The 22,801-nt window shown below is 72.2% G+C and carries 19 protein-coding genes and 1 pseudogene; 4 read left to right on the forward strand and 16 right to left on the reverse strand.

Translation table 11 applies throughout. From position 1 onward, the window contains the following. Both ACPYO4_RS08525 and ACPYO4_RS08530 read right to left on the reverse strand, forming a co-directional pair. A pseudogene (locus tag ACPYO4_RS08525) lies at window positions 1-599 on the reverse strand (IS5 family transposase); the annotation flags it as partial. Between the two features lie 61 nt (window positions 600-660). Further along, a complete protein-coding gene (locus ACPYO4_RS08530; protein WP_425708798.1) occupies window positions 661-1,050 on the reverse strand; it encodes an ArsR/SmtB family transcription factor in 390 nt (129 codons plus the stop codon). Window positions 1,051-1,143: 93 nt separating this feature from the next. On the opposite strand from ACPYO4_RS08530, the gene arsD reads away from it, so the two are divergent. Continuing rightward, the gene (gene arsD / locus ACPYO4_RS08535; protein WP_425708799.1) at window positions 1,144-1,545 is read left to right on the forward strand and encodes an arsenite efflux transporter metallochaperone ArsD; all 402 of its coding nucleotides are present in this window, start codon (window positions 1,144-1,146) and stop codon (window positions 1,543-1,545) included. A gap of 53 nt (window positions 1,546-1,598) precedes the next feature. After that, complete coding sequence (gene arsA / locus ACPYO4_RS08540; protein ID WP_425708800.1) at window positions 1,599-3,392, forward strand: arsenical pump-driving ATPase; 1,794 nt, start codon at window positions 1,599-1,601, stop codon at window positions 3,390-3,392. Between the two features lie 358 nt (window positions 3,393-3,750). Here the strand turns inward: arsA and ACPYO4_RS08545 are convergent, their stop codons facing one another. Further along, window positions 3,751-4,350: a dienelactone hydrolase family protein gene (locus ACPYO4_RS08545; protein ID WP_425708801.1), complete on the reverse strand. Its 600-nt coding sequence runs from the start codon at window positions 4,348-4,350 to the stop codon at window positions 3,751-3,753. Window positions 4,351-4,640: 290 nt separating this feature from the next. On the opposite strand from ACPYO4_RS08545, the gene ACPYO4_RS08550 reads away from it, so the two are divergent. Then, entirely contained in the window at window positions 4,641-8,258 is a 3,618-nt protein-coding gene (locus ACPYO4_RS08550) for a PQQ-dependent sugar dehydrogenase (protein WP_425708802.1), read from the forward strand. 690 nt (window positions 8,259-8,948) lie between these two features. Then, window positions 8,949-10,346 carry a hypothetical protein gene (locus ACPYO4_RS08555; RefSeq protein ID WP_425708803.1) on the forward strand — a complete coding sequence of 466 codons (1,398 nt, stop codon included), beginning with the start codon at window positions 8,949-8,951 and terminating at the stop codon, window positions 10,344-10,346. 78 nt (window positions 10,347-10,424) lie between these two features. Here the strand turns inward: ACPYO4_RS08555 and ACPYO4_RS08560 are convergent, their stop codons facing one another. From ACPYO4_RS08560 to ACPYO4_RS08620, 13 genes are all read right to left on the reverse strand, one after another. After that, entirely contained in the window at window positions 10,425-10,784 is a 360-nt protein-coding gene (locus ACPYO4_RS08560) for a fluoride efflux transporter FluC (protein ID WP_425708804.1), read from the reverse strand. Further along, entirely contained in the window at window positions 10,781-11,236 is a 456-nt protein-coding gene (locus ACPYO4_RS08565; protein WP_425708805.1) for a fluoride efflux transporter FluC, read from the reverse strand. The genes ACPYO4_RS08560 and ACPYO4_RS08565 overlap by 4 nt, the downstream gene beginning before the upstream one ends. A gap of 117 nt (window positions 11,237-11,353) precedes the next feature. Further along, complete coding sequence (locus tag ACPYO4_RS08570) at window positions 11,354-13,021, reverse strand: DUF2510 domain-containing protein (RefSeq protein ID WP_425708806.1); 1,668 nt, start codon at window positions 13,019-13,021, stop codon at window positions 11,354-11,356. Window positions 13,022-13,170: 149 nt separating this feature from the next. Beyond that, window positions 13,171-14,745 carry a hypothetical protein gene (locus tag ACPYO4_RS08575; protein ID WP_425708807.1) on the reverse strand — a complete coding sequence of 525 codons (1,575 nt, stop codon included), beginning with the start codon at window positions 14,743-14,745 and terminating at the stop codon, window positions 13,171-13,173. Between the two features lie 19 nt (window positions 14,746-14,764). Continuing rightward, window positions 14,765-16,153 carry a DUF2510 domain-containing protein gene (locus tag ACPYO4_RS08580; protein WP_425708808.1) on the reverse strand — a complete coding sequence of 463 codons (1,389 nt, stop codon included), beginning with the start codon at window positions 16,151-16,153 and terminating at the stop codon, window positions 14,765-14,767. Between the two features lie 136 nt (window positions 16,154-16,289). Continuing rightward, on the reverse strand, window positions 16,290-16,808 hold the full coding sequence (locus tag ACPYO4_RS08585) for a MerR family transcriptional regulator (RefSeq protein WP_425708968.1): 519 nt from the start codon (window positions 16,806-16,808) through the stop codon (window positions 16,290-16,292). Window positions 16,809-17,045: 237 nt separating this feature from the next. Beyond that, window positions 17,046-17,606, reverse strand: coding sequence for a bifunctional nuclease family protein (locus tag ACPYO4_RS08590; RefSeq protein WP_425708969.1), 561 nt, complete (start codon window positions 17,604-17,606; stop codon window positions 17,046-17,048). A 76-nt stretch (window positions 17,607-17,682) separates the two neighbouring features. After that, window positions 17,683-18,456 (reverse strand): MerR family transcriptional regulator, encoded by a 774-nt coding sequence (locus ACPYO4_RS08595; protein WP_425708809.1) that lies wholly within the window; start codon window positions 18,454-18,456, stop codon window positions 17,683-17,685. Continuing rightward, a complete protein-coding gene (locus ACPYO4_RS08600) occupies window positions 18,453-18,953 on the reverse strand; it encodes an FHA domain-containing protein (RefSeq protein ID WP_425708810.1) in 501 nt (166 codons plus the stop codon). Before ACPYO4_RS08600 ends, ACPYO4_RS08595 begins: the two co-directional genes overlap by 4 nt. A gap of 160 nt (window positions 18,954-19,113) precedes the next feature. After that, a complete protein-coding gene (locus ACPYO4_RS08605; RefSeq protein ID WP_425708811.1) occupies window positions 19,114-19,968 on the reverse strand; it encodes a DUF881 domain-containing protein in 855 nt (284 codons plus the stop codon). Then, window positions 19,965-20,297, reverse strand: coding sequence for a small basic family protein (locus ACPYO4_RS08610; protein WP_425708812.1), 333 nt, complete (start codon window positions 20,295-20,297; stop codon window positions 19,965-19,967). Before ACPYO4_RS08610 ends, ACPYO4_RS08605 begins: the two co-directional genes overlap by 4 nt. After that, window positions 20,297-21,178 (reverse strand): DUF881 domain-containing protein, encoded by an 882-nt coding sequence (locus ACPYO4_RS08615; protein WP_425708813.1) that lies wholly within the window; start codon window positions 21,176-21,178, stop codon window positions 20,297-20,299. Before ACPYO4_RS08615 ends, ACPYO4_RS08610 begins: the two co-directional genes overlap by 1 nt. Before the next feature lie 178 nt (window positions 21,179-21,356). After that, the gene (locus ACPYO4_RS08620) at window positions 21,357-22,631 is read right to left on the reverse strand and encodes a DUF418 domain-containing protein (RefSeq protein WP_425708814.1); all 1,275 of its coding nucleotides are present in this window, start codon (window positions 22,629-22,631) and stop codon (window positions 21,357-21,359) included. Between the last annotated feature and the right edge of the window lie 170 nt (window positions 22,632-22,801).

Below are 22,801 nucleotides of genomic sequence, written 5' to 3' on the forward strand. Positions count from 1 at the left end.
TGTCCCCGCGGACCCGCTCTGGTCGGGTCCTGGGCCGGCCCGACTCGCAGCGAGCGACGCGCAGGTGGCCCATGAGCACCGGGAACATCGGCGCATCACCGCCCTGGCCCGGGCCCACCAGCACGACCAGCGGAAGCCCGCGGCCATCGACGAGGTGGTGGATCTTGGTGCTCAACCCTCCACGGGAGCGTCCGACTGCGTGGTTAGCGGGCTCGATGAGCAGATTCGTGTAGTTCGACGGTGCCCCCTGTGTCCCGCGGGAGGTTCGTGGCGTGCTGATGGGCGCGATTGACCGTGGCGTCCACGCTCACCGCCCAGTCGATCTCCCCGACCGCGTCGGCCTCGGCCAGCAGCACCGCATGGATCTGGTCCCACGTGCCGTCGCTACTGAACCGGCGGTGCCGCTTCCACACCGTCTGCCACGGTCCGAAGCACTCGGGCAGGTCCCGCCACGGAGAGCCCGTGCGGAACCGCCAAGCGATCCCTTCCACGACCTGGCGGTGGTCCTGGAACGGACGACCTCCCTTGCGAGACGGGGCCGGCATCAGCGGTTCGATCCGAGCCCACGCAGCATCCGACAACACACGAGTCCGCGACATGACCCCCACCCTGCCGCCCGCAACCCCAACCAGTTAGGAGACACGCCCTAGGCGCTGCGCGTCAGGAGCTGGGCTCACCAGGCAACGCGTGGTTCGCAGCGTCACTCAGGGCGGCACCGAGCTCGCGCAGCGCTCCGGGCAGAAGGCGGTAGTGCACCCAGGTACCTCGGCGTTCCCCCTCGATCAGCCCGGCCTCACGAAGGACCTTCAAGTGGTGGGAGACGGTCGACTGGCTCAGCCCGAGCGGCTCGGTCAGGTCACAGACGCAGGCGCTGTCCCCAGGGTGTCCGCCGATACTGGCAAGGAGACGCAACCTGGTCGGGTCACCAAGGGCCTTGAACGCCCTGCTCAGGGCGGCCACTTCCTCGACTACTACGTGCTCACGCACCACTACCGGGCAGCAGTCGTCGGCCGCGGCGAGCGGAGCAGCCAACGTCGTCGGGTTCGTCATGCTCCCAGTATGGCCCGTGAATCGACAGCGGTCGATCTAAGGGTTTACGCTCGTCCTTGCATCGATCAATCTCGATCCATCTAGGGAGTCATCATGAGCACCATCGAGGTCTACGAGTCGGCCATGTGCTGCAGCACGGGCGTGTGCGGTCCTGACGTCCCGCAGGAGCTGGTGAACTTCTCGGCCGATGTGGACTGGCTCAAGAACCAGGGAGCCACCGTGAACCGCTTCAACCTCGGCAGCGAGGCACAGGCCTTCGCCGAGAATCCCCAGGTCCTGCAGTTCCTCAAGGTCTCCGGCTCCGAGCAGCTCCCGCTCGTGCTCGTGGACGGCACCGTCGCACGGACGGGCGCCTACCCCGCCCGTGCAGAGCTCGCCCGCTGGGCCGGCATCGAGGACGACGAGACCGCCGCTCCGGCGCCCAGCGGGCGGCCCGAGCTGTCGATGGTCCCGGCCAGCGGCGGCTGCTGCGGCGGCGGATCCACCGGCTGCTGAACCGCCGTCCCTCGCTGCCCCGACACTCGACCAGAGCTCCTGAAAGGCTTCTAGTGATCCCGACCTTCCTCACCGACGCCCCCCGCTACCTGTTCCTCACCGGCAAGGGCGGCGTCGGCAAGACGTCGATCGCTTGTGCCAGTGCGATGCACCTCGCCCGGGCCGGACGGTCGGTGCTCCTGGTGAGCACCGACCCGGCCTCCAACGTGGGTCAGGTGTTCGACACGGCGATCGGCAACACGATCACCGAGATCGCCGCCGTGCCCGGCCTGTCCGCGCTCGAGATCGACCCCGCGGAGGCCGCGACCACCTACCGGGAGAGCATCGTCGGGCCCGTGAGGGGCATCTTGCCCGAGCCCGAGGTCGATCTCATCGAGGAACAGCTCTCGGGGGCGTGCACCACCGAGATCGCTTCGTTCAACGAGTTCACCGGCCTGCTCACCGACACGCAGACCACCGCCGCGTTCGACCACGTCGTGTTCGATACCGCCCCGACCGGCCACACGATCCGCCTGCTTCAGCTTCCCGGGTCATGGACGGACTACCTCGACGAGGGCAAGGGGGATGCGTCGTGCCTGGGGCCGCTCTCCGGCCTTGAGCGCCAACGCTCGACCTACGCCGAAGCCGTCGACGCTCTCGGAGACCCGGCACGCACCCGTCTCGTGCTCGTCGCCAGGCCGCAGACCGGCGCTGTCACCGAGATCGCGAGAACCCACGGGGAGCTTGCCGAGCTCGGTCTGCGTCAGCAGCACGTCGTCGTCAACGCTGTGCTGCCGCCCCCGGGCGACGGCGACGTGCTGGCACGCGCCGTCCACGACCGCGAACAGGCCGTGCTGAACGACCTGCCCAAGGCGCTGCGCGGCCTCCCGACCGATCTCCTTCCGCTCAGGGCCGACAACATGGTCGGCCTCGACGCGCTCACCAGACTTTTCGACGAGGCCAGTACCAGCCGCGAGGCACCCATCGAGGAGGCCCCGGCCGGACTTCCTGCCGGCACCGACGACCTCGAAACCCTCGTCGACGAGCTCGCGCAGCAGGACCATGGCCTGCTCATGTTCATGGGCAAGGGCGGGGTCGGCAAAACCACCATCGCCTCGGCCGTCGCCGTCGCCCTCGCCGAACGGGGGCGCGACGTCCACCTCACCACGACCGATCCGGCCGCCCACCTGGCTGACACCCTCGACGAGGCGGTGGACGGGCTTCAGGTCTCGCGCATCGACCCGGACGAGGCCACGCGCACGTACCGTGAGACGGTGCTCCGGAACCGTGGTGCGGCGCTCGACGAGGCCGGCCGGGCCGCGCTCGAGGAGGACCTGCGTTCGCCGTGCACCGAAGAGATCGCCGTCTTCCAGGCCTTCTCCCGGGCCGTCAACGAAGCGCGCCGGCGCTTCGTCGTCATGGACACCGCCCCCACCGGGCACACCCTCCTCCTGCTCGACGCGACCGGCTCCTACCACCGCGACGTCGTACGCCAGATGGGCGACAGCAACAACGTCATCACCCCGATGATGCGCCTCCAGGACCCCGAGCACACCAAGGTCGTTGTGATCACGCTGCCTGAGACCACACCGGTTCTCGAAGCGACGCACCTGCAGGACGATCTGCGGCGCGCGGGCATCGAGCCATGGGGATGGGTCGTCAACAACTCCCTCACCGCCGCACAGACCACCAACGCCCTGCTCCTCAAGCGCGCAGGCAACGAACGCGCAGAGCTGGAGCAGGTCCTTGCCACCGCCGAGCGGTGCGCCGTCCTGCCGCTCCTCCCAGCCGAGCCCATCGGTATCGCCGGACTTCGCGAACTCAGCCAGCGCGATCGAACCGTCGAGATGGTGCCCACGTCGGCGTGACGTGTCCAGGAGCGACGCCCGGCGGGCCAGGCCGGGCGTCGCTCGGACGAAACACGAGCCGGCGATAGCGACTCCCCCGTGCGCGTTTCGCGACCGAGGACCTACGGGCCGCCGACCACCGTCACCCCATGTCCCCTGGTTCGACTCGCTGTCGCTGTCGCTGTCGCTGCCCGCCTCCGCCAGCACCTCGAAAGGTGACTCGACGTCGCCGCGCCAGGCCCCGATGCCTGTCCTGTTCGCAGTGTCAGAACAGAGAACCCGGCACGTCTCGATACGCAGGGGTGCCAATAAGAGTGAGGCCCGCCCTCCTCCGACCGCCCGGCCGAACTGGCGTCAACCGGTCCCGGCACCACTCCGGTCACGCCGCTGGTCCCAGCCCGTCGAGGAAGGCGACCGCACGCTCGACGACGAGCCTGGTCGCGTCGGCGTCGAACCCTGCTGACGACGAGTCCGTGAACAGGTGGGCGTTCCCCGGGTACGTGAACAGCTCGCCGCTGTCGGGACCGACGGAGCTCACGATCGCCCGGGCCGCGTCGATGTCACCCTCGTGCGTGAAGAATTCGTCGTCGTCCATCCCGTGGATCTGGACAGGAACGCCGGTCGGCCAGGGCCCGGTCGCCCACTCCCCCGACACAGGCAGAGCGCCCTCGAGGAAGAGCGCACCGCGAGCGTCCCCACGCTCCTGAAGCACCCGCTGCGCGGCCATCACCCCCAGCGAGATCCCCGCGTACACCGGCCGCGGTACCTGAGCGACCGCGCGCGCCGCACGGGCCAGCACCTCGTCCTCGGCGATCGCGGAGAACGCGGCGAAGCCGTCCTCGATGCTCGAGAACGTCCGGCCGTCGAACAGGTCCGGCGTTGTCACCGAGTGCCTGCCGCCGGCCCGCAGGCGTTCGGCAAGCTCCCGCACCCCCTCGGTCAGCCCCAGGACGTGGTGGAACAGCACGACGTCGACCATGACGACCCCCTCGCCTCGGCGCGGCCACCGGGCGGGTCGCGTCCGGGCGCGACGATACGCCCGAGCACCGACAGTCGTGCGCCTGAGCGTCGCCGCCACCAGGGCACCCGCGGGCGGACCACGACCGGCCGTCCGGATCTCATACCAGCGGACGATGTTTCGGCTCATCGTCCGGGCCTAGATTGATTGACTGCCAGGAAAACGCTTTCCACGCTAGGAGCGCGACGATGACGTCCACACGGCAGAACTCCACCCGGCACCACAGACGGCCCCGACGACGGCGAACGGCGGTGACGATCGCTGCCGGCGCTGCCATGTGCGCCACGCTCGTATTGGCGCCCGCCGCCCAGGCGGACGAGCCCGTCGGCGATCCTCTGCTCAATCCCCTTCCCGACCCCACCCTGACGACCCTCGCCATCGAGGTGGAGGAGCTCGTCCAGCTCCCCGAGTCCTCCCCCACCCCGGAGCCCACCGACGAGCGGCTGATCCGGCACAACCGGATCACCCACCTCGACGAGGTGCCCGACGACTCCGGCCGGCTCATGGTCGTCGACATGAACGAGATCCTGTACCTGGTCGACCGAGACACCGGCGAGTACGTGGACTACCTCAACGTCCGGGACCACTTCGCGGACAACTTCCACAACCACGCCGGCCTCGGCACGGGCTTCGGCTTCGCGGAGTTCCACCCCGACTTCGCCGATAACGGCATCTTCTACACAGTGCACACCGAGGGCGGCACCGCGCTCACGGAGGACGAGCCGGACTTCCCCGAGTACGGCGGTACCGCGTTCCACAGCGTCATCACCGAGTGGACGGCCGACGATCCGTCGGCCGAGACGTTCTCCGGGACGAGCCGCGAGCTCATGCGGATCCCGTTCGCCGGCCGCGTCCACACGGTCCAGCAGATCGCCTTCAACCCCACGGTCGAGCCGGGAGACCCTGACCACGGGATGCTCTACATCCTCGTGGGCGACGGCGGCAACGGCGTCGACAACGGCAATCCGCAGGACCTCGCGACCCCGCAGGGCACGATCTTCCGCATCGACCCGCTGGGCGAGGACAGCGCCAACGGGGAGTACGGGATCCCGGCGGACAATCCCTTCGTCGGCACCGAGGGCGCGCTCGAGGAGATCTACGCCGTCGGCATGCGCGACCCACACCGCATCAGCTGGGACACCGCCGGCGAGCACGCGATGTACCTCGGGCACATCGGTGAGTGGCAGGTGGAGTCGATCTACGAGGTCGAGTCCGGGGACAACTTCGGCTGGTCCGAGCGCGAGGGCTCCTTCCTCGCCCACGACCGCCAGATCTACCCCCTTCCCGACGACGACGCCGGCTACACCTACCCGGTCGCCGCGTACGACCACAACCGCGACCCGGGCCAGACCGGCGATGCCGGCGTGGCGGTCAACGGCGGGTTCGTCTACCGCGGGTCGATCCCCGAGCTCCAGGGCAGGTACCTGTTCACCGACCTCGTCCGGGGGTGGATCCTCTCGACGAACGCCGACGAGATGCACCGCAACGACGGGGACCCACACGACCTCGCACCGATCGAGGAGCTCCGCGTCATCCACGAGGGAGTCGAGACGACGTTCGCCGAGCTCGTCGGTGACACGCGTGTCGACCTGCGCTTCGGCGCCGACGCCTCCGGCGAGCTGTACCTCGTCTCCAAGGCCGACGGCCGCATCTGGAGCGTGACCGGGGCCCACGAGGTGCCGGAGACCAACGTGCTGCCCGAGCTCGCGCGCAACGTGGTCAGCCACTACACGTTCGACCACCCCGTGGCCGACGCGCCTGCGTGGGAGGACGACCTGGGCCGCTCGGGCACGGACATCGAGCTCGTCAACGGCGGGGAGCTCATGCGCGTCGCCGACGCGGCCTACCCCGGCGCCGGACTCGCGCTGCAGACCCAGCAGCTGAGCCCGGACACCGCGTCGAACGACGACTGGAAGGCCGGCGTCTACGACCCCGAGGGGGTCGACTCGCTCGACGCGCTGGCGGACGCGGGGCAGATATCGATTATGGGCTGGTTCAAGCCCACCGGCGACCACCCCGTGCCCAACTCCGAGTCCACGGACCCGGACGACGTGTTCAACGCGATCGGTCTCGCGGGAGTGCTGTCGGGCGACTCGGACGGGCACGGCGTCCGCGCCCTGCTCGAGGTCATCGAGGTCGACGGCGAGCTGAGGCTCGTCGCGCTCGGCCGCCGCGTCGACGGCGCCGGATCGTGGACCTACGCCGCCACGATGCCGTGGGACGAGATCCTCGCCCGCAACGAGTGGGTGCACCTCGCCGCGACCTTCGACTACGAGGCCGGCGAGATGCGCCTCTTCATGAACGGCGAGGAGCTCGAGGGCGAGTACACCGCGGACAACCCGTGGGGCGAGGGAACGACCTCGGGCACCAACCCTGCCGGCATCAAGATCGGCGGCAGCTTCCCCCAGAACGACCGGGAGCGCAACGCGTTCGACGGCCGCATGGACGACATCGTCATCCTCGACGCCGTGCCCACGCCGGAGCAGATAGCGGCGCAGTACGCGGCCTACGGCGCTGAGCCCGTCGATCCACCGTCCACGCCCGAGTGCACCTTCGACACCGAGGTCACCGGCCTCATGGCCGAGGAGAACTGGACGCCGCGCACGCCGGAGATCTGGGACTTCCCCGGCGACATGATCACGATGACCGGTCCCGGCACCGACCCGGGCGACGGCATCCGCCGTCCGTTCGAGTACGCCCTGCTCGCCGCGGGCGACCCGGTCGGAACGGTGCAGGTCGAGGCCGAGGTCCGGCTGGATGCACCACCGTCGGTCAACAACCGCGACATCATCCTCGTGTTCGGGCAGCGGTCCGACACGGAGTACTACTACGCGCACCTGTCGCAGGACAACACGATCTACGCGCACAACGGGATCTTCCTCGTCGACGGCGCCGATCGTCTGCGGATCGACGACCAGTGGGACGAGGAGGCCTCGGTCGGCGCTCCTCCGGCGATCACCGACGACGCCTGGCACGACGTCCGCCTCGTGCACTGCGCCGAGACCGGCGAGATCGCGGTCTGGGTCGACGGACTCGACGACCCCCTCATGACGGCGACCGACACGACGTTCGGCTCCGGTCGCGTGGGGTTCGGCTCGTTCGACAACACCGGGAGCATGCGTGACCTCGTGGTCTCCACGCAGTCCGACGACGAGGAGCCGCCGGTGGAGCCGGAGCCGGTTCCGCCGTCGGCGGGGCGTGGGTTCTACCTGAACGACGGGTGGGGGATCTGGGCGGATCACGAGTTCAGCTTCGGTCGTCCGGGTGACGAGGTGCTCGTGGGTGACTGGGACGGCGACGGTTCCGACACGCTGGCCGTGCGCCGTGGGAACGCCTACTACCTGTCCAACTCGCTGTACGGCGGGGCGGCCGAGGTCGAGCTGACCTACGGACGGGCCAGTGATTCGGTGCTGGTGGGTGACTGGGACGGCGACGGCAGTGACTCGTTCGCGGTGCGCCGGGGGAACAGCTACTTCCTCACCAACAGCCTGACCGGCGGCAACGCCGACGCGGAGCTGGACTACGGCCGCGCCGACGACACCGTGCTCGTCGGGGACTACGACGGCGACGCCGTCGACACGTTCACGGTCCGTCGCGGGAACACGTACTACGTGTCGAACTCGCTGAGCACCGGTTGGGCGGATAGCGAGCTCGACTACGGGCGGGCCGGTGATCAGGTGCTGGTCGGTGACTGGGACGGCGACGCCGTGGACACCTTCGCGGTGCGCCGGGGCAACCTCTACCTGGTGTCGAACTCCTTGACCTCGACGGTGGCCGACACCGAGGTCCGGTACGGCCGGGCCGGCGACGAGGTGTTCGTCGGTGACTGGAACGGCGACGGCTCCGACACCCTCGGAGTCCGCCGCTGACCCAGGACCCGGTGCCGATAGCTGGCGAGTGAGCGGACTTCTGCTCCACCAGTGAGCGGAGTCCTGCTCCACGGATAGGCGCCGCCCGGATCTCGGTCCGGGCGGCGCTCACCGGTCGGGCGGGCCCCGCACCCTGATGGGGTGCGGTGCCCGCCCTTCGCCGTCGTCGCGATGCCCGTCGCCGGGGCGGTGTGGTCGGTGAGTCAGCGGGGTAACCATCGAGGCAGTGCCCCCGGAGGACTGACTCAATGGTTACCTGATTGACTGGGTGACGGCGCCTCGGCACGACACGGCGCAACCGCTCCCCAACCGGCAGAACCCCGCTCACTCGCCACACGGAACGGACCGAACCCCGCTCACTCGCCACACGCGCCGGGCAGAAGTCCGCTCACTCGCCGGCACGGACGTGCGTATGTGCGCGACGACGCCCGTGCCGTGACCTACCGTGGAGGCGTGCCACGCGCGCCTCACGCGCCGCGCCGATCCGATCGAGGAGGACACGCCATGTGGCCGTTCAGTCGTCGTACCGGCAGTGACGGTCGTGACCGGACGCCGCGCGAGCGCGGGAGGGGTGCGGCGGACGCACGGTCCGGACGGTCGTCGGGTCTGGACGCCGTCCCGGCCGGTCCCTCCCCCGCCGACCTTGCCGACGACGCGCCGCTCACCCGGCAGCTGGCCGCCCTCGCCGCGATGGGTCTCCACCTTCGGGAGGGTGTCAGCCACGACGACCTCCGCCTCCGACTCGCCGCGGCCGACCGCGCCCCCCTGCCGTTCCAGCTCCTCCTGCACGGTGCCGGCGCATCGTTCGACCGCCCGGTGCGTGAGCTCGTCGTCGGCGATGCAGTGCTGCCGGCCACCGCCACGGAGGACGAGGTCGCCGCGTCCGTGCACCGCACCCTGCACATGGCGGAGGACGCGCTGGGCGCGTCGGGGCACGTGGGCACGGTCGAGGTCATGCTCGACGACGGCGCCTCCGGCTCGGTCACAGTCACCCTCGGCGGCACCCCCGTCGCCGTCCCGCTCGAGGGCCGGGAGATCGCCCCCGTGCTCGACACTCTCCTCGACCGGATGGTCCCGCCGAGGCTGGTGACCATCCCCCTGCTGCGCTCCGACTCCGACCCGGCCACCGTCCCGGACGCCTCCGACGCGGGACCGAGGAGGGGCGCCACGTACCGCCGACTCGTCGTGCCGAAGGAGCACGGTCAGCAGGCCCGGTCGATCGCCGTGCGCCTCTCCCGCGCGCCCGAGGTCCGATTCGCGCTCGCCGACGTCCCCCCGTCGATCAGCGAAACGACCGAGGACCCGACGATCGGTGAGGCCGACCGTCCGCCCGGGACCTCCACCCGCGCCACGTCCACGACGCCGCCCGCCGTCGTCGACGCCTCTCCGGCCGACCTCGGAGCGACCGCTGCCGGATCCACCGCGGACGGCACGAGCGCGCCCGTACCCGTCTCCCCCGACGTGGCCGGCGCCCCGGGTACCGCATCCGGCCCCGCCGGGCCCCGCCCGGGTGGAGCTGCTCGTGGCGCCGACGCAGCACCTCCCGACCCGGAGACCGTCGAGTCCAACCGCCGCAGGCTCTCCGCGCTCGTGGAGTCGGGCCTCCGCCTCGATCCGAGGCTGTCCGTCGACGACGTCGCCGGAGCCGTCGTACCATCCGCCGACCCGGCCGACTGGGACCCGTTTCTCGACGCCGTCGTGCACCACCCGGTGCGCGGCGACATCCGCGCGTGGGCGAACGTGTACCGGTTCCCGCCGGAGGACACGATGACCGACTCCTCGGACGACTGGATGCGGGTCGTCGGGGACATCGCGCGCACCGCGGGCACGTGGGACCGGCTCACCGAATCCCGCGTGGTCTACGAGGCGTCCGGCGAGATCCCCGCCGGCATCGACCTCGTGCTCGGGGGCACCCGGCTCCGGGTCGAGGCGGACGTCTGGGGCGCACTCATCGATCTCGTCGCGGTCGCACGGCTGTGCGAGGCCCTCACGCCGAACGGCCGTGCCACGGTGCACCTGCCCAACCATGCCGCCTGGGTTCAGCCTCGTCGTGCGGAATCCCTCTCGCGGCTCATCGGCGACTACTGACCGGCCGTCGCCGGGGGCCGCTGGGGAACGGCCGGCAGGGCCGACCGCGGTTCGCGACCGGGCGCTGATCGACGGCGATCACAGGCCCGGGGCGAGCAGGAGCCCGCACCACGCGGCCCCCACGCACGACGCGAGCATCCCGGCGCACAGGCACGACGCAGCGACGGGTCGCCGGGCGCCAAGGACACGCACGACGTCGACGCTGGCGGTGCTGAAGGTGGTGAACCCGCCGAGGAAACCGGTCCCGGCGACCAGCCCGAGCTCCGGGGACACGCCTCCGGTCCCGGCGACCAGCCCGAGCAGGAAGGACCCCAGCACGTTGACCACCACGGTCCCCACGGGCAGTGCCGGTCGCAGGGCCACGGTGAGGGCGCCGTCGAGCAGGAACCTCGTACCGGCGCCGAGGCCGCCCGCCAGCGCGACGAGCAGCCACGTCATGCCGTTCCCCCGCCGTCGCGACGGCGCTGCGCGCGCACGACCCGCAGCACGCCGACGTGGGCGAGGTAGGCCGCGAGGACGCCCGCGACGACGGACCCCACGGCATAGCCTGCGGCCACGGCCGGTCGTCCCGCCTCGGCGAGCTGCACCGTCTGCAGGGCGAGGGCCGAGTACGTCGTGTAGCCACCGAGCACGCCCGACCCCAGCACCACCCGTGCCCGGCGTGCCCGCTCGTCGTGCATCGTGGTGAGCACGGCGAACAGCACGCCCAGGAGTGCCGCGCCGGTGACGTTGATGCCGGCGGTCGCCCACTGCACGTCGGCCGGGCCGGACCCGGCCAGCTGGTCGATAGCGGCACGCGCGCCGGAGCCGAGCGTCCCGCCGAGCACCACGAGCGCGAGGATCCCGGGCCGCAGGTGCTCCGGCCGCGGGCGGCGAGCTGGGTGAGGCACGCGGCGAGGATAGACCCGCCGGACCCACATGCCCGCGGGGTCCTCCTCGGTGCCGTGGACGCCGGCCGGAGCCGCACCCTTCGTAGCGGCGAGCTCGTGCCCGCCGGCGGACGGCGATCAGTGATCGGTGTAGATCACCGACGTGTCGCCGGCCTCCTCCCGCCACATGCTGACGACGACGAGCGTCGGCGAACCGGTCGGAACCTCGACGTACGCGTCCCGGTTGGACATCTGCGCGCCGATCTCCGAGGGCGCGTCGTAGGCGCCGTCGTCGTTGTTGACGACACCGCTGCCGTCGGTCGGGAACGCGACGAGCTGCGGGTCGGAGTCACCCTCGCGCAGGGTATGGACCGAGCCCGACGGTCCGGCGGGTTCGGTCGCGAGCAGGGCGACGTCGTCGACGGCGACGGACACGTCGACGGGAGCCCCCGGAGAGAGCGTGCCCGCCAGACCGGAGCGGAACTCGAAAGGCACCGTCCCACCGCTCTGGCGCCAGTCGGTGACCTCGACCGTGTAGGTCCCGGGCTCGAGCACCAGGCCGACGGCGGCGTCCAGTCCCGACGAGCCGCCGAGGGGGGCGAGGTCGCTCGACGCGCTCCCGACGTCGTCGACGTCGACCGACACCCCCTCGCCGGACACGGCGATCTGAGGATCCGTGTCACCGGAGGCGGCCAGTGCGAGGAACCCCGTGCGCTCGGTGACCGTGAGGGTCCCGGTCCACGCACCGCCGGCCGGGACCTGCACCTGGCCGGACTCCGGCACCTCCGCGCCCGACGAGTCGGTGAACGTCAGGGCGTCGGCCGGGGCAGGGCCGGGGACCGGGGCGGACGGGTCGCCCCCGGGGCCGCCCGCCGTGGGGTCGTCGTCGCCCGAGAAGAACATGAAGTACGCGCCGACGCCGAGCACCGCGACGATCGCCAGCACGAGTGCACCGGCGAGGAGCGGAGAGAGTCCGGACCGCCTCTGCTGCGACTGGTAGCCGCCGGGGCCCTGCGGACCGGCGTAGCCGGCCGGCCCCTGAGGCGCGCCGTAACCGGCCACCTGCGGCGGTGCTCCGAAACCACCGGGGCCCTCCGGGGACGCTGCCCACGGCGCTCCGGCGCCCTGGGGGTAGGCGGCGGTGCCGCCCGACGGGTAGCTGCCGGCGCCGGCAGCGGCGTACCCGCCGTATCCGTCACCGAGCTGAGCCGTCGACCCGGACTCGACGACGGGACCGGTCGACCCCGGGGAGCCCGCGCCGGGGATGCCGTAGAAGCCCGGGCCCGTCTGACCGGCCCAGCCGGCCTCGGCCGAGGATCCGGCGGACCAGCCGCTGCCCGCGGTGAATCCGCTTCCGCCGGACGGCGTGCTGCCGTGCGGACCGGCCGCGCCCTGCCCGAGCGCACCGACACCGTAGCCCGCAGCGGACGGAGCCGAGGGCGGCATCTGGCCGTAGCCCGGTGCGGACGGGGCCGACGGCGGCATCTGGCCGTAGCCCGGAGCGGACGGGGCCGACGGCGGCATCTGGCCGTAGCCCGGAGCGGACGGGGCCGACGGGGGCAGGCCCTGGTCGGCCGGTGCGACGTCCTGTGCGCCAGCCACCGCACCGGACGACTGCCCGGCCTGCAGCACGGACGACGGGGCAACCGTGTGGTCGACAGGCGGAGTGGGGTCCTCCGCACCGTGCACGTCGTACTCCGAGTCCTCGGCGTCGTACTGTTCGTCGGTCCACGTGACGCCGTCCCAGAAGCGGATCTTGCCGTCCTCCCAGGGGTCGGAGTACCAACCTGCTTCGACGGTGCTCAACGATTCCTCCGTGGACGAGCGTGCGACGGCGTGGGGCTCCCCACGGTCCGGACCTGTCGAGGGTAGCCACGGCGAGGGCCCATGCCCGGCATTCCGCGCGGGGAGAGCGACCCACGGCGGCAAGACTCACACCCGCGAGGTGGCGCGCGCTACCCGATGGTGGCGTCGGCGACCATCCTGCCGCCCTGCCCACCGAACGTGGTGACGATGACGACGTGCTCCCCCTCGTCGCCGGAGACGGTGAGTCCGGAGTCGAGCCAGTCGGGCAGGTCCTCGCCGTCGTAGCTCGTCGAGCTCTCCCAGTCGTCGTTCTCCGTGATCGTCCCGTCCGGCGAGGCGATCATCAGCAGCGGGTCCGTGTCCTCGCCGGTCAGTGTCACCGTGAGCTCCTGGTCCGCCTCGAGGTCCACCGCGTACAGGATCGCGTCGTCGGGCTGGACGTCGACGTCGAGCTGGTCACCGTCGGCGAGCGTCGTGCCGTCGCCTGCGACCACCTCGAGCTCGAACGCGCTCGGGTCGCCGTAGTCGGACGTCACCACGAGCTCGTAGTCGCCGGGCTCGAGGACGAACGCGCCGGCGGGGTCGAGGCTCGACGGGAATCCGCTGAAGTCGAGGAAGTCGAAGACGTCCGCCGAGTCGGTGAGCTCGTGGTTCACGCCGTTGCCCTCGATCGTGATCGAGAGGGTCGTGTAGTCGGGCGAGTAGCCGGCGACCACCACCGGCACCCGCTCGATCACCCGCAGGGTCGAGGTGTACTGGCCGTCCTGCGGGAACGCGCCGTCGACGCCCGCCCCGAGGTCGTTCCCGGACGTGTCCACGAGATAGGCCAGGCCGGAGACGTCGCCGTCGCCCCCGGCGGAGCCCTCGGTGCCCGCGGGGGGCGGGGTGGTCGACGGCGGATCGCTGGGATCGTCGGTCGGCGGCTCCGTGCTCGGCGACGGAGTCGTCGGCGGCCGGTCGGAGGTCCCCGGCCCGCCGTCGTCGGCCGTGTCGTCACCTCCGACGAGCCTGGAGATCCCGAAGGCAGCCAGGGCGACCACGATCACCGCGACGAGCGCGAGCACGGCCACGACGGGTCCTCGCCCCCGCCCGCCGGGCCCTCCGGGAGATCCGTACGGCCCGGGCCCCCCGGGCCCCCGGCCGTACCCACCCGGCCCGTACCCGGACGCACCGGCGGTCCCGCCGGGGCCCGGGGCACCGGACGGCCCTCCCGACCAGTGCGGCTGGGAGTGCCCGAAACTTCCTCGCGGTCCGCCCGCGTGGGGCTGGGCCGACCCCTGGGGCGCAGCACCTGCCTCCAGCGGCTGCTGCCACGTGGCGGTCCCCGGGTCCACGGGCCGGCCCCGGTAGGGGTCGATGCCGCCGGAACGGTAGGCGCCCGCCCCGACGGCCGCGTACCCGTCGTAGCCGCCGTCCGGCTCCTGTACCGCGTAGGTGCCCGTCGTCGTCTCGACGTCCACCTCGTCGTCGCCCCAGCCACCCGCGACGCGGTGCTCCCCCGTCGGGACCGGGCTGGACGAGCCCGGGTAGCTCATGGCGCCCGCGTCCCCGTAGCCGAGGTCGCCGTACGCGGTGGCCCGTGACTGTCCGGTCCGCCCCTCCGCGGGCCTGCGCACGGTGTCGCCGTGCTCCTCGTCCCAGTCCGCGCCGTCACGCCCGTCCTGCTGGGCGTCGTGCCGCCAGGGTTCGCCGTGCTCGGGGCTTCCGCCCTGCCTCGTCGCCATACCGCCTCTCCGTCCGCGATCAGCGCGGAGCGATGTGGACGACGGCGTCGGTCGGGTCTCCCCAGAAGGTGCTGGCGACGATCACGCTGTCCCCCACCGGGATCGGGTCGGTGTCGACCGAGGCGTCCAGCGGGTTGCGCGGCTCGTGCTCGGGCGGCGCGTCGTCGTTGTGGTAGACGAACAGCTCCGGGTCGACGACGTAGATCATCGTGTCCTCGTCCCCGTGGACACCCGCACGGATCGGGGTCTCCTCGCCGACGTGGAGGATGAACACCGACGGACGACCGTCCTCGATGGTCACCGGCGTGTCGGACGGAACGCCGACGACCAGCGAGCCGGAGTGGACCTCCATGACGACCTGCGAGGCGTCCCCGCCGTACTCGTCGACCGTGAACTCGTAGTCCCCGGGCTCCATCACCCAGGCTCCCGCCGGGTCGAGGTACGACTGCGGGAAGCCGAAGACGGGCATGAGGGCCCGGGAGTCGTCACCGGTGAACTCGCCGCCCTCGCCGGACGCACTGAACCGCAGGTCCTCGCCCTCCGGAGAGTGCCCGCCGAAGATCACCGCCGAACGCTCCTCGATGCGGAGCGTGAGGGTGAGCACCTGGTCGTCGGCGATCGCGGACTCGAAACGGGTGCCGAGCGCCTCGCCGTCCGGGTCGACGAAGAACGCCGTGCCGGTCTCGCCGTTGCCGACGAGCTCGCCGGGCGCGAGGGACGGCTCCTCGGTGGTCGGCTCCTCGGTGGTCGGCTCCTCGGTGGTGGGGTCTTCCGTCGTGGGCTCCTCCGTGGTCGGCTCCTCCGAGGTGGGCTCCTCCGTGGTCGGCTGCTCGATGGTCGCCGGCTCGGTGGCGGGCTCACCGGTGGTGGCCGGCGGCGGCGTGGTCCCGCCGGCGGTCTCGTCCTCGCCCGAGACCGCGTCCCAGATCAGGTATCCCCCGACGCCGACGACGGCCACACCAAGGATCGACAGCAACGCGATGAGCGCAGGACTGCGATGCTTGTCCGGCTCCCCGCCAGCACCGGGACCGCCAGGGCCGGGACCCCCGGGACCCCCAGGACCACCGGGACCGCCCGGTCCGTATCCCCCGCCGGGACCGCCGGTGCCGTACGCGCCCGCTCCCCCGTAGGCGCCGGCCGGGCCGTAGCCGGATGAACCTGCACCGCCGTAACCGGGTCCGGCCGCAGATCCCGGTGAACCCGCGCTGCCGTAGCCGGCTCCGGCCGCAGCTGCGCCGAAGCCGGCCGCGGATCCCGGCGAGCCGGCTGTCGGGCTGCCCGGACCGGGATGACCGTGGCCGGGCTGGGTGCCCTGCTCCGCGGACTGCTCCGTCCACGTGGTTCCGTCCCAGTACCGGAGTCTGGCGTGGTCGTAGGGATCGGTGTACCACCCGGGCGCGACACTCATGAGGGGCACTGTAGTGCCGCGCAGGTCACGTTCTGGTCACTGTCGAGCGTGATCCGCAGGGCAGTTCTGCCCCGGGACCGCGCGCTCCGCGAGGAGTCGGGCGACGCCGGACCTCGACGTCCCGGTCGAGGAGCGCTCAGCTCACCTGGCGGTTGCGCGCGGCGCGCCGGCGGGCGAGCTCGTCGGGAACGTCCTCGGTCTCGGCCCGCTCGGTCGGCAGCTCGGCGAGACTCCCCTCGACCTCCCGCCACACGCGGCTCACCGCGATGCCGAACACACCCTGGCCACCCTGGACGAGGTCGATCACCTCGTCGTCGGACGTGCACTCGTACACCGAGGCGCCGTCGGACATGAGGGTGATGCCCGCGAGGTCCTCGACGCCCCGCTCCTTGAGGTGCCCGATCGCCACGCGGATCTGCGGCAACGAGACGCCCGAGTCGAGCAGGCGCTTGACGACCTTGAGCACGAGGATGTCGCGGAAGCTGTACAGCCGCTGGCTGCCGGAACCGTTGGCACCGCGGACGGAGGACTCGACGAGACCGGTACGGGCCCAGTAGTCGAGCTGTCGGTACGTGATGCCCGCCGCGCGCGAGGCCGTGGGTCCGCGGTAGCCCGTGTCCTCGTCGATGTCCGGGAGCGTCTCGCCGAACAGCATGCCCTGGGACAGCTGCGGGCCGCGCGCGTGCGCGCCGGTGGCTTCCGTGGGACTCACGGTGGGCTCCGTTTCTCGTGGCGGGACCGGGTGCGTGGTCCCGGTGACACCGTCACGCTAGGGCGCCCCGTGACCGGGGTCAACGACGCCGGTCGGCGGGTCGCTCACCAGTTTACCGCTGACCTCCGACGTGGCTCGTGGTGCGGGTGAGGCACGCACCGACGGACGGCCGCGCGACGATCAGCTCTCGCTGCGTGGGTCCCCGAAGTCGTTCGGACCGAGCCCCTCGAGCTCGCGACGCAGCTCGGCCACCGCGTCCTCGATCGCCGCGCCGTCGGTACCGCGGGACCGTCCGCCCCCCGTCGCCGGTCCCCCTCCCGTCGCCGGGGCGGCCCCCGATCCGGGTGCCGCGCCGCGCGCCGGGGTCGTCGCGCCGAGCTCCGGCAGCAGCTCTGGCGCGCACCGGATCGCGGCACCGGCCCGAAGGGCGAGCGCGACGCCGTCGGACGGGCGGCAGTCGATCCGCTCGCCGGACGAGAGCACGAGCTCGGCGTAGAAGACGCCGTCGAGCTGTGCGGTGATGACGACCGCGACCACCTCCGAGCCCAGCGCCCGGATCGTCGACAGCAGGAGGTCGTGGGTCAGCGGCCTCGGCGGGACCAGCCCGGCCTGGACGGACGCGATGGCGGCGCCCTCCCGGGCACCGACGACGATGGGCAGCACCCGTCCGCTGGGTGGGTCCCTGAGCAGGAGCACGACCCGGCCACCGTCGAGCGTCACCTCGACCCCCTGGACCTCCATCTCATGCACGCCCCGAGCATATTCGACCGGGACTGCGAGTATCAGGTTCCGAGGACGGCGGTCGGCCGAGCCGGGCTCAGGACTCCGAGATCGCTCGTCTGAGCAGCTCGGCGTGCAGCTGTGCATAGAGCTCACCCATCTCGCGCGCGCTCGCGTGGGCGCGTTCGAGGTCGGCGCCCGAACGGCCGGCGCGCAGGGGTGCCAGCGCGGCGGCGATCGTCCCCGCCTCACGCTCGGCCGCCTGCCGGACGGTGCGCAGGTGACGCGGATCGACTCCGAGCCGGCCGAGCGCCGTCGCTGCCACGACCACCGGAACGGCGGATCCGGGGTGCCGCCCGCGCGCATCCGCTCCGACGAGACCGGCCTCGACCAGCGCCTCGACGTCGGAGACGCTCGCGCCGGTGGCGTCCGCGAGCTCGACGGTGGTCATGCGCGACCCGGCCGAGGGCGTGACGACCTGGCCGTCGCGGGCCACGAGCCGAGCGAGCGTGGGGTCCTGCACGCCGCGTCCGGCGTCGAGGTCGTCGAGCTGGTCGCGGATCACCCGCAGCGGGAGGAACGCGTCCCGCTGGGCGGCCAGGGCGAAGCGCAGCCGTTCGACGTCGGCCCGGGAGTACTTCCGGTAGCCGGACGGGGCCCGGTGGGGCCGGACGAGATCCTGGTCCTCGAGGTAGCGCAGCTTGGACAGGGTCATGGCAGGGAACTCGTCCTTGAGGACCGCGAGGACCTGGCCGATCGCCATGACCGGGGTCGTGCTCACCCCGGGGGGCCAGCTCGTCGAGGCAGCGACGTCGGGACGCTCGTCACCGCCCGGCTCCGGCCGGGAGGCCCTGGACCGCGCGGCGCTCACGCCTCGCGAGCCTCCTCGCCGCGGACCTGGCTCGGGTGGTAGGTCAGGCGGTACTTGCCCACCTGCACCTCGTCCCCCGCGCGGAGGCGGACGGCGTCGATGCGCGTGCGGTTGACGTAGGTGCCGTTGAGCGAGCCGACGTCGCGCACGTCGACACCGCCGTCCCGGACGAGGAACTCGCAGTGGTGGCGCGAGACGGTCACGTCGTCGAGAAAGATGTCCGAGCGTGGGTGCCGGCCGACCGAGGTGCTGGCGGCATCGAGCAGGAACCGTGCGCCGGAGTTCGGACCGTGCTGCACGATCATCAGCGCGCTGCCCGCCGGCAGGGCGGCGACCGCCTTGGACTCCTCGGCGGACAGGCCGGGGAGGGACGGGTCGGCCGACGGCTCACCGAGCATCCCGAAACGCGCGGTGGAGTCGGCGCTGGTGCCGTCCTCCTCGAGGTGCAGCCGCGGGTCGTCCCACGGCTCGGGTGCGGGAGGCGGAGGGGTGGACATCGCGGTGCCTCCTTCGGCGGGGTGCATCCGGCCCGCGGGTCGCGGGGCCGTCGTGCCATCGTAGTCTGATCGTGACCTTTCGTGTCACCGTGGTGACAAGCTCTGATCAGGTCGTACGGCACAGCCACCGCTGTGCGCGCCCAGAGCCGGACGTCGGGTCTCAGTCCTCGACGACCCGCGAGTGCTCCAGCTCCTGCGGCTCGGCGACGGAGAGGATCTCCAGCCGCTCCCGCTCGACGAGCTCGACCTCCGCGCCGCGGCCGCGCGTGGTGGACATCGCCCCGCCGGGGATCTCCAGCGCGACCCGCATCGTCTGCGGATCGCCGATGGCCCGCACGACGTACGGCGAGGCGATCGTCGTGCCGTCGACGACGAGGCCACCGGTCTGCCGAACCACGTACGAGGTCGCCGTCAGCCGGACGCCGTCGACCTCGATGGCCTCGGCACCACCGTTGCGCAGCTCCTGGACCAGCGTGACCATCGTCTGCGCCCGCATGGAGTCGTCGGGGTCGGTGACGACGATCTCGACGCCCGGTCCGGCCGTCGGCACGGTACCCGCGAGCACACCCTGTGTGCCCGCGAGCTCGGCGGCGGCATCGGCGGCCGCCTGCGAGGAGTCGGCCGCGGTGCGCAGCTCGTCGAGCTCCTCCTGCAGCCGGTCCTGCTCGTCGACGAGGTCGATGTTGCGCCGGTCGAGCTCGTCGAGCAGCCGCACCAGGTCGTCCTGGCGGAGCGCCGCGAGCGGATCCTCCTGGGTGTGCCGCACCTGTGCCACGAGCGCGATCCCCAGCATCGCGCACAGGATCACCACGAGGAGGTCCGAGGCCCTGCCCTGCCACCAGGGCCGCCGGGCCGGGTCGGGCGCGGCGTCATCGACGTGGGCCCGGTCCTCGCCGTCGTGCGCCTGGTCCGTCATCTCGTCGGACCGGTCCTCCTCGTCCGGGGTGCGTTGCTCGGCGTCGGGCCTGCGGTCCTTCTCCCGGCGCTCGTGCGACTCGTCAGGCACCGTGCTCACGCCTTGAAGATGTGGCGACGGATGGCGGCCACGTTGGAAAAGATCCGGATCCCCAGCACGACGACGATCGCCGTCGTCATCTGACCGCCCACGCCGAGCTGGTCGCCCACGTACACGAGGAAGGCGGCGACCACCGTGTTGAAGAGGAACGAGGTGATGAAGACCTGGTCGTCGAACACGCCCTGGAGACGGGCACGCAGGCCGCCGAGCAGGGCATCCATCGCGGCGACCACGGCGATCGGGAGGTACGGAACGAGCCACGCGGGCACGGTCGGGTCGAGGACCACCCCGACGACCACGCCGATCGCAAGTCCGACGATCGCGAGCACTACCGCTCCCCCTGCCCCGTCGGGCCGCCCGTGGGATCCAGGGGCGTCGCATAGGTGGTGGTCCGCGGTGGGAGCGCCGGGAGCGTCGCCTCGTCGAGGTCCGCGTAGGACACGTCGATCTCGTACCGGTCGGACAGCTGCTGGAGGTGCTGGCCTGCGGTGCCCGTGCGGAGCGAGTCCCGCAGCTCCTCGGGGTCACCGAGCGCGACGACCGTGTAGGGGGAGCTCGTCGCCTCGAGGTTGACGAGGATCGCGCGCCCGGCGGCCCGGATCGCGGAGGTGGACGCGAGGCGCCTGCCGTCGATGCTCACGCCCTCCGCCCCCGCCGCCCAGAGGCCGTTGACGACGGTCTGAAGGTCGGTGTCCCGCACCCGGCCGTCGTCGGCGTCCGCGACACCCGCCGCGGCGTCCTCGGAGTCGGACAGCACGATCTCGATGCCGGGACCCGAGATCGCGTACTGGGCCGAGCCCCCGAGCGCGACCCGCGCCTCCTCGCCGAGGTCCGACGGCGCGCCCTCGACGATCTCGTCGCGCAGCAGGTCGACCTCGGTGGCGAGCTCCTGGTTGCCGGTGGACAGCGCCGCGGCCGCCTCCTCGGCTCCCTCGATCTGTGCCGCGAGCTCGGCCCGGACCGGGTCGCGCCCCTCCTCCGGCGCGGCGAGCTCACGGCCGGCCACGACCAGCCCGACGCCGACCGCGAGGACGGTCGTCCAGGTCGCGACCCGTAGGACGGGGCCCGTGCTCGTCCCCTCCTTCTCGCGGCGCGCGGCGGCCTCGGCATAGCCGGCGTCCAGCGGGTGGTCGATGAGGGCCCGCAGCGGGGACTCCCACGACCGTGGACGCGGCTCCTGCCGCCGCACCCCGCTCCCCTTGTGCGCCATCGGGCCACTGTAGGTCCGGGTGCCGCCCCCTCCGCCGCACCGCGCCGGAGGTGCCGGTTCGGTGCGCGGTTCACCGCCGTCCGCCGGGGCATCGCCGTGCGCGGAGGCCTCGCTGTTCGCGGATCGTCACGGTCCGCAGGGGCCTCGCTGTCCGCGGATCGTCACCGTCCGCGGGTGGTCAGGTTGGCCCACGCGTCCCGGCGGCGGTCCCGCGGTATGTCCACCACCGCACGAGCGCCTCGAACGGTCCACGCCGATCGCCGCGGGCGAGGACAGCGGCGACGGCGAGGCCGAGGACCCAGGCACCCATCGCGACACCTGCCGCCTGCAGGTTGGTGATGTCCCGTCCCAGCGCGAGCGGACCCCACGGGACGAGCACGACGACGAACACCAGCGTCTGCAGGAGGTAGCCGCTCATCGACATCCGGCCCAACGAGCTGATCGCGGTGGTGAGGGCGCCGCCCCGGGGACGGCGAGCCGCGGTCCGACCAGGCGTGACGAGGCCCTGTGTGGCGGGACCAGGCGCAGCGGGACCGCCCTCCGGATTGTGCGCGACCCGCGTCGCGACGAGCCCCAGGAGAGCGGCGTAACCGATCCCACCTGCGTAGCCCCCGGCGCCGTGGAGCAGGCCCATGAGTGGGGCGGCCCCCTCCGACGGCGGCCCGACCGCGCCCGCGGCGACGAGCGCGTACCAGGCGCCGAGGACGACCGCCGCGCCGAGACCGAAGGCCGCGCAGCGCACCAGCAGAGCCCGGTGCCCGGCGGGCTGCTCGAGCACGCGGTGGCGGGCAGCGAGCACGCCCAGCGGCACGGTGACGCTCACGCCGATGGCGTTGGACAGGACGCCGCCGGTCGGCCAATCGACGAGGTGCTCACGCACTGCCGGGCCGAGCTCGGCAGGGATCGGGTCGGCGACGGCCCCGAACGATCCCGAGCCCGCCAGGAGCAGGACCACGAGGACGCCGGCGATTCCGGCCCAGGCGAGCAGGGCGGCGTCGTGTGCGCGGACCATGGCGCCGGGCAGGAGCAGCAGGAGCAGACCGTAGGCGGCGAGGATCTCACCGGGGAAGAACAGGATGCCGTGGGCCGCACCGATGCCGACGAGCACCACCGACCGACGTCGGAGGATCCCGACCACGGTCGCTGCGGAAGCACCGTCGTCCAGGCGACGCGACGCCAGCTGCCAGACTCCGTAGCCGAAGAGGAGCCCGAACAGCGGGTAGGCCCGTCCGTCGACGAGAACGAGCTGGAATGCGGCGACCACGTCGTCGAGCACTGTGGTCGTGGCCGGATCCGGGTAGCCACGCAGACCCTCTCGCGGTACGTCGACGAACGCCCGCACGTTGGCCAGGGCGATGAGCAGCAGCATCGCGCCACGCGCAAGGTCGGGTGCGAGTGCGCGTTCGGCGAGCGGGGTCGGTCCGCGCTCTGCCGGTCCGATGGGCTGCGACATGTCGGAATGGTCGCAGAGCGCGTCGGCCCGGCCGCGACGGATTCGCGATCCAGTCGTGATGGTCGTCCCATCCGGATTCATCATCGCGCGGGTTACTCTCAGGTGCCGCCCGGCGCACCGCCCGGGACGGGCGGTGTCCGGAACAAGGAGGTTTCGCGTGTCGGTGGACC

The sequence above is a fragment of the Georgenia sp. Z1491 genome (assembly GCF_049856175.1).
Classification (GTDB): Bacteria; Actinomycetota; Actinomycetes; order Actinomycetales; family Actinomycetaceae; genus JB111.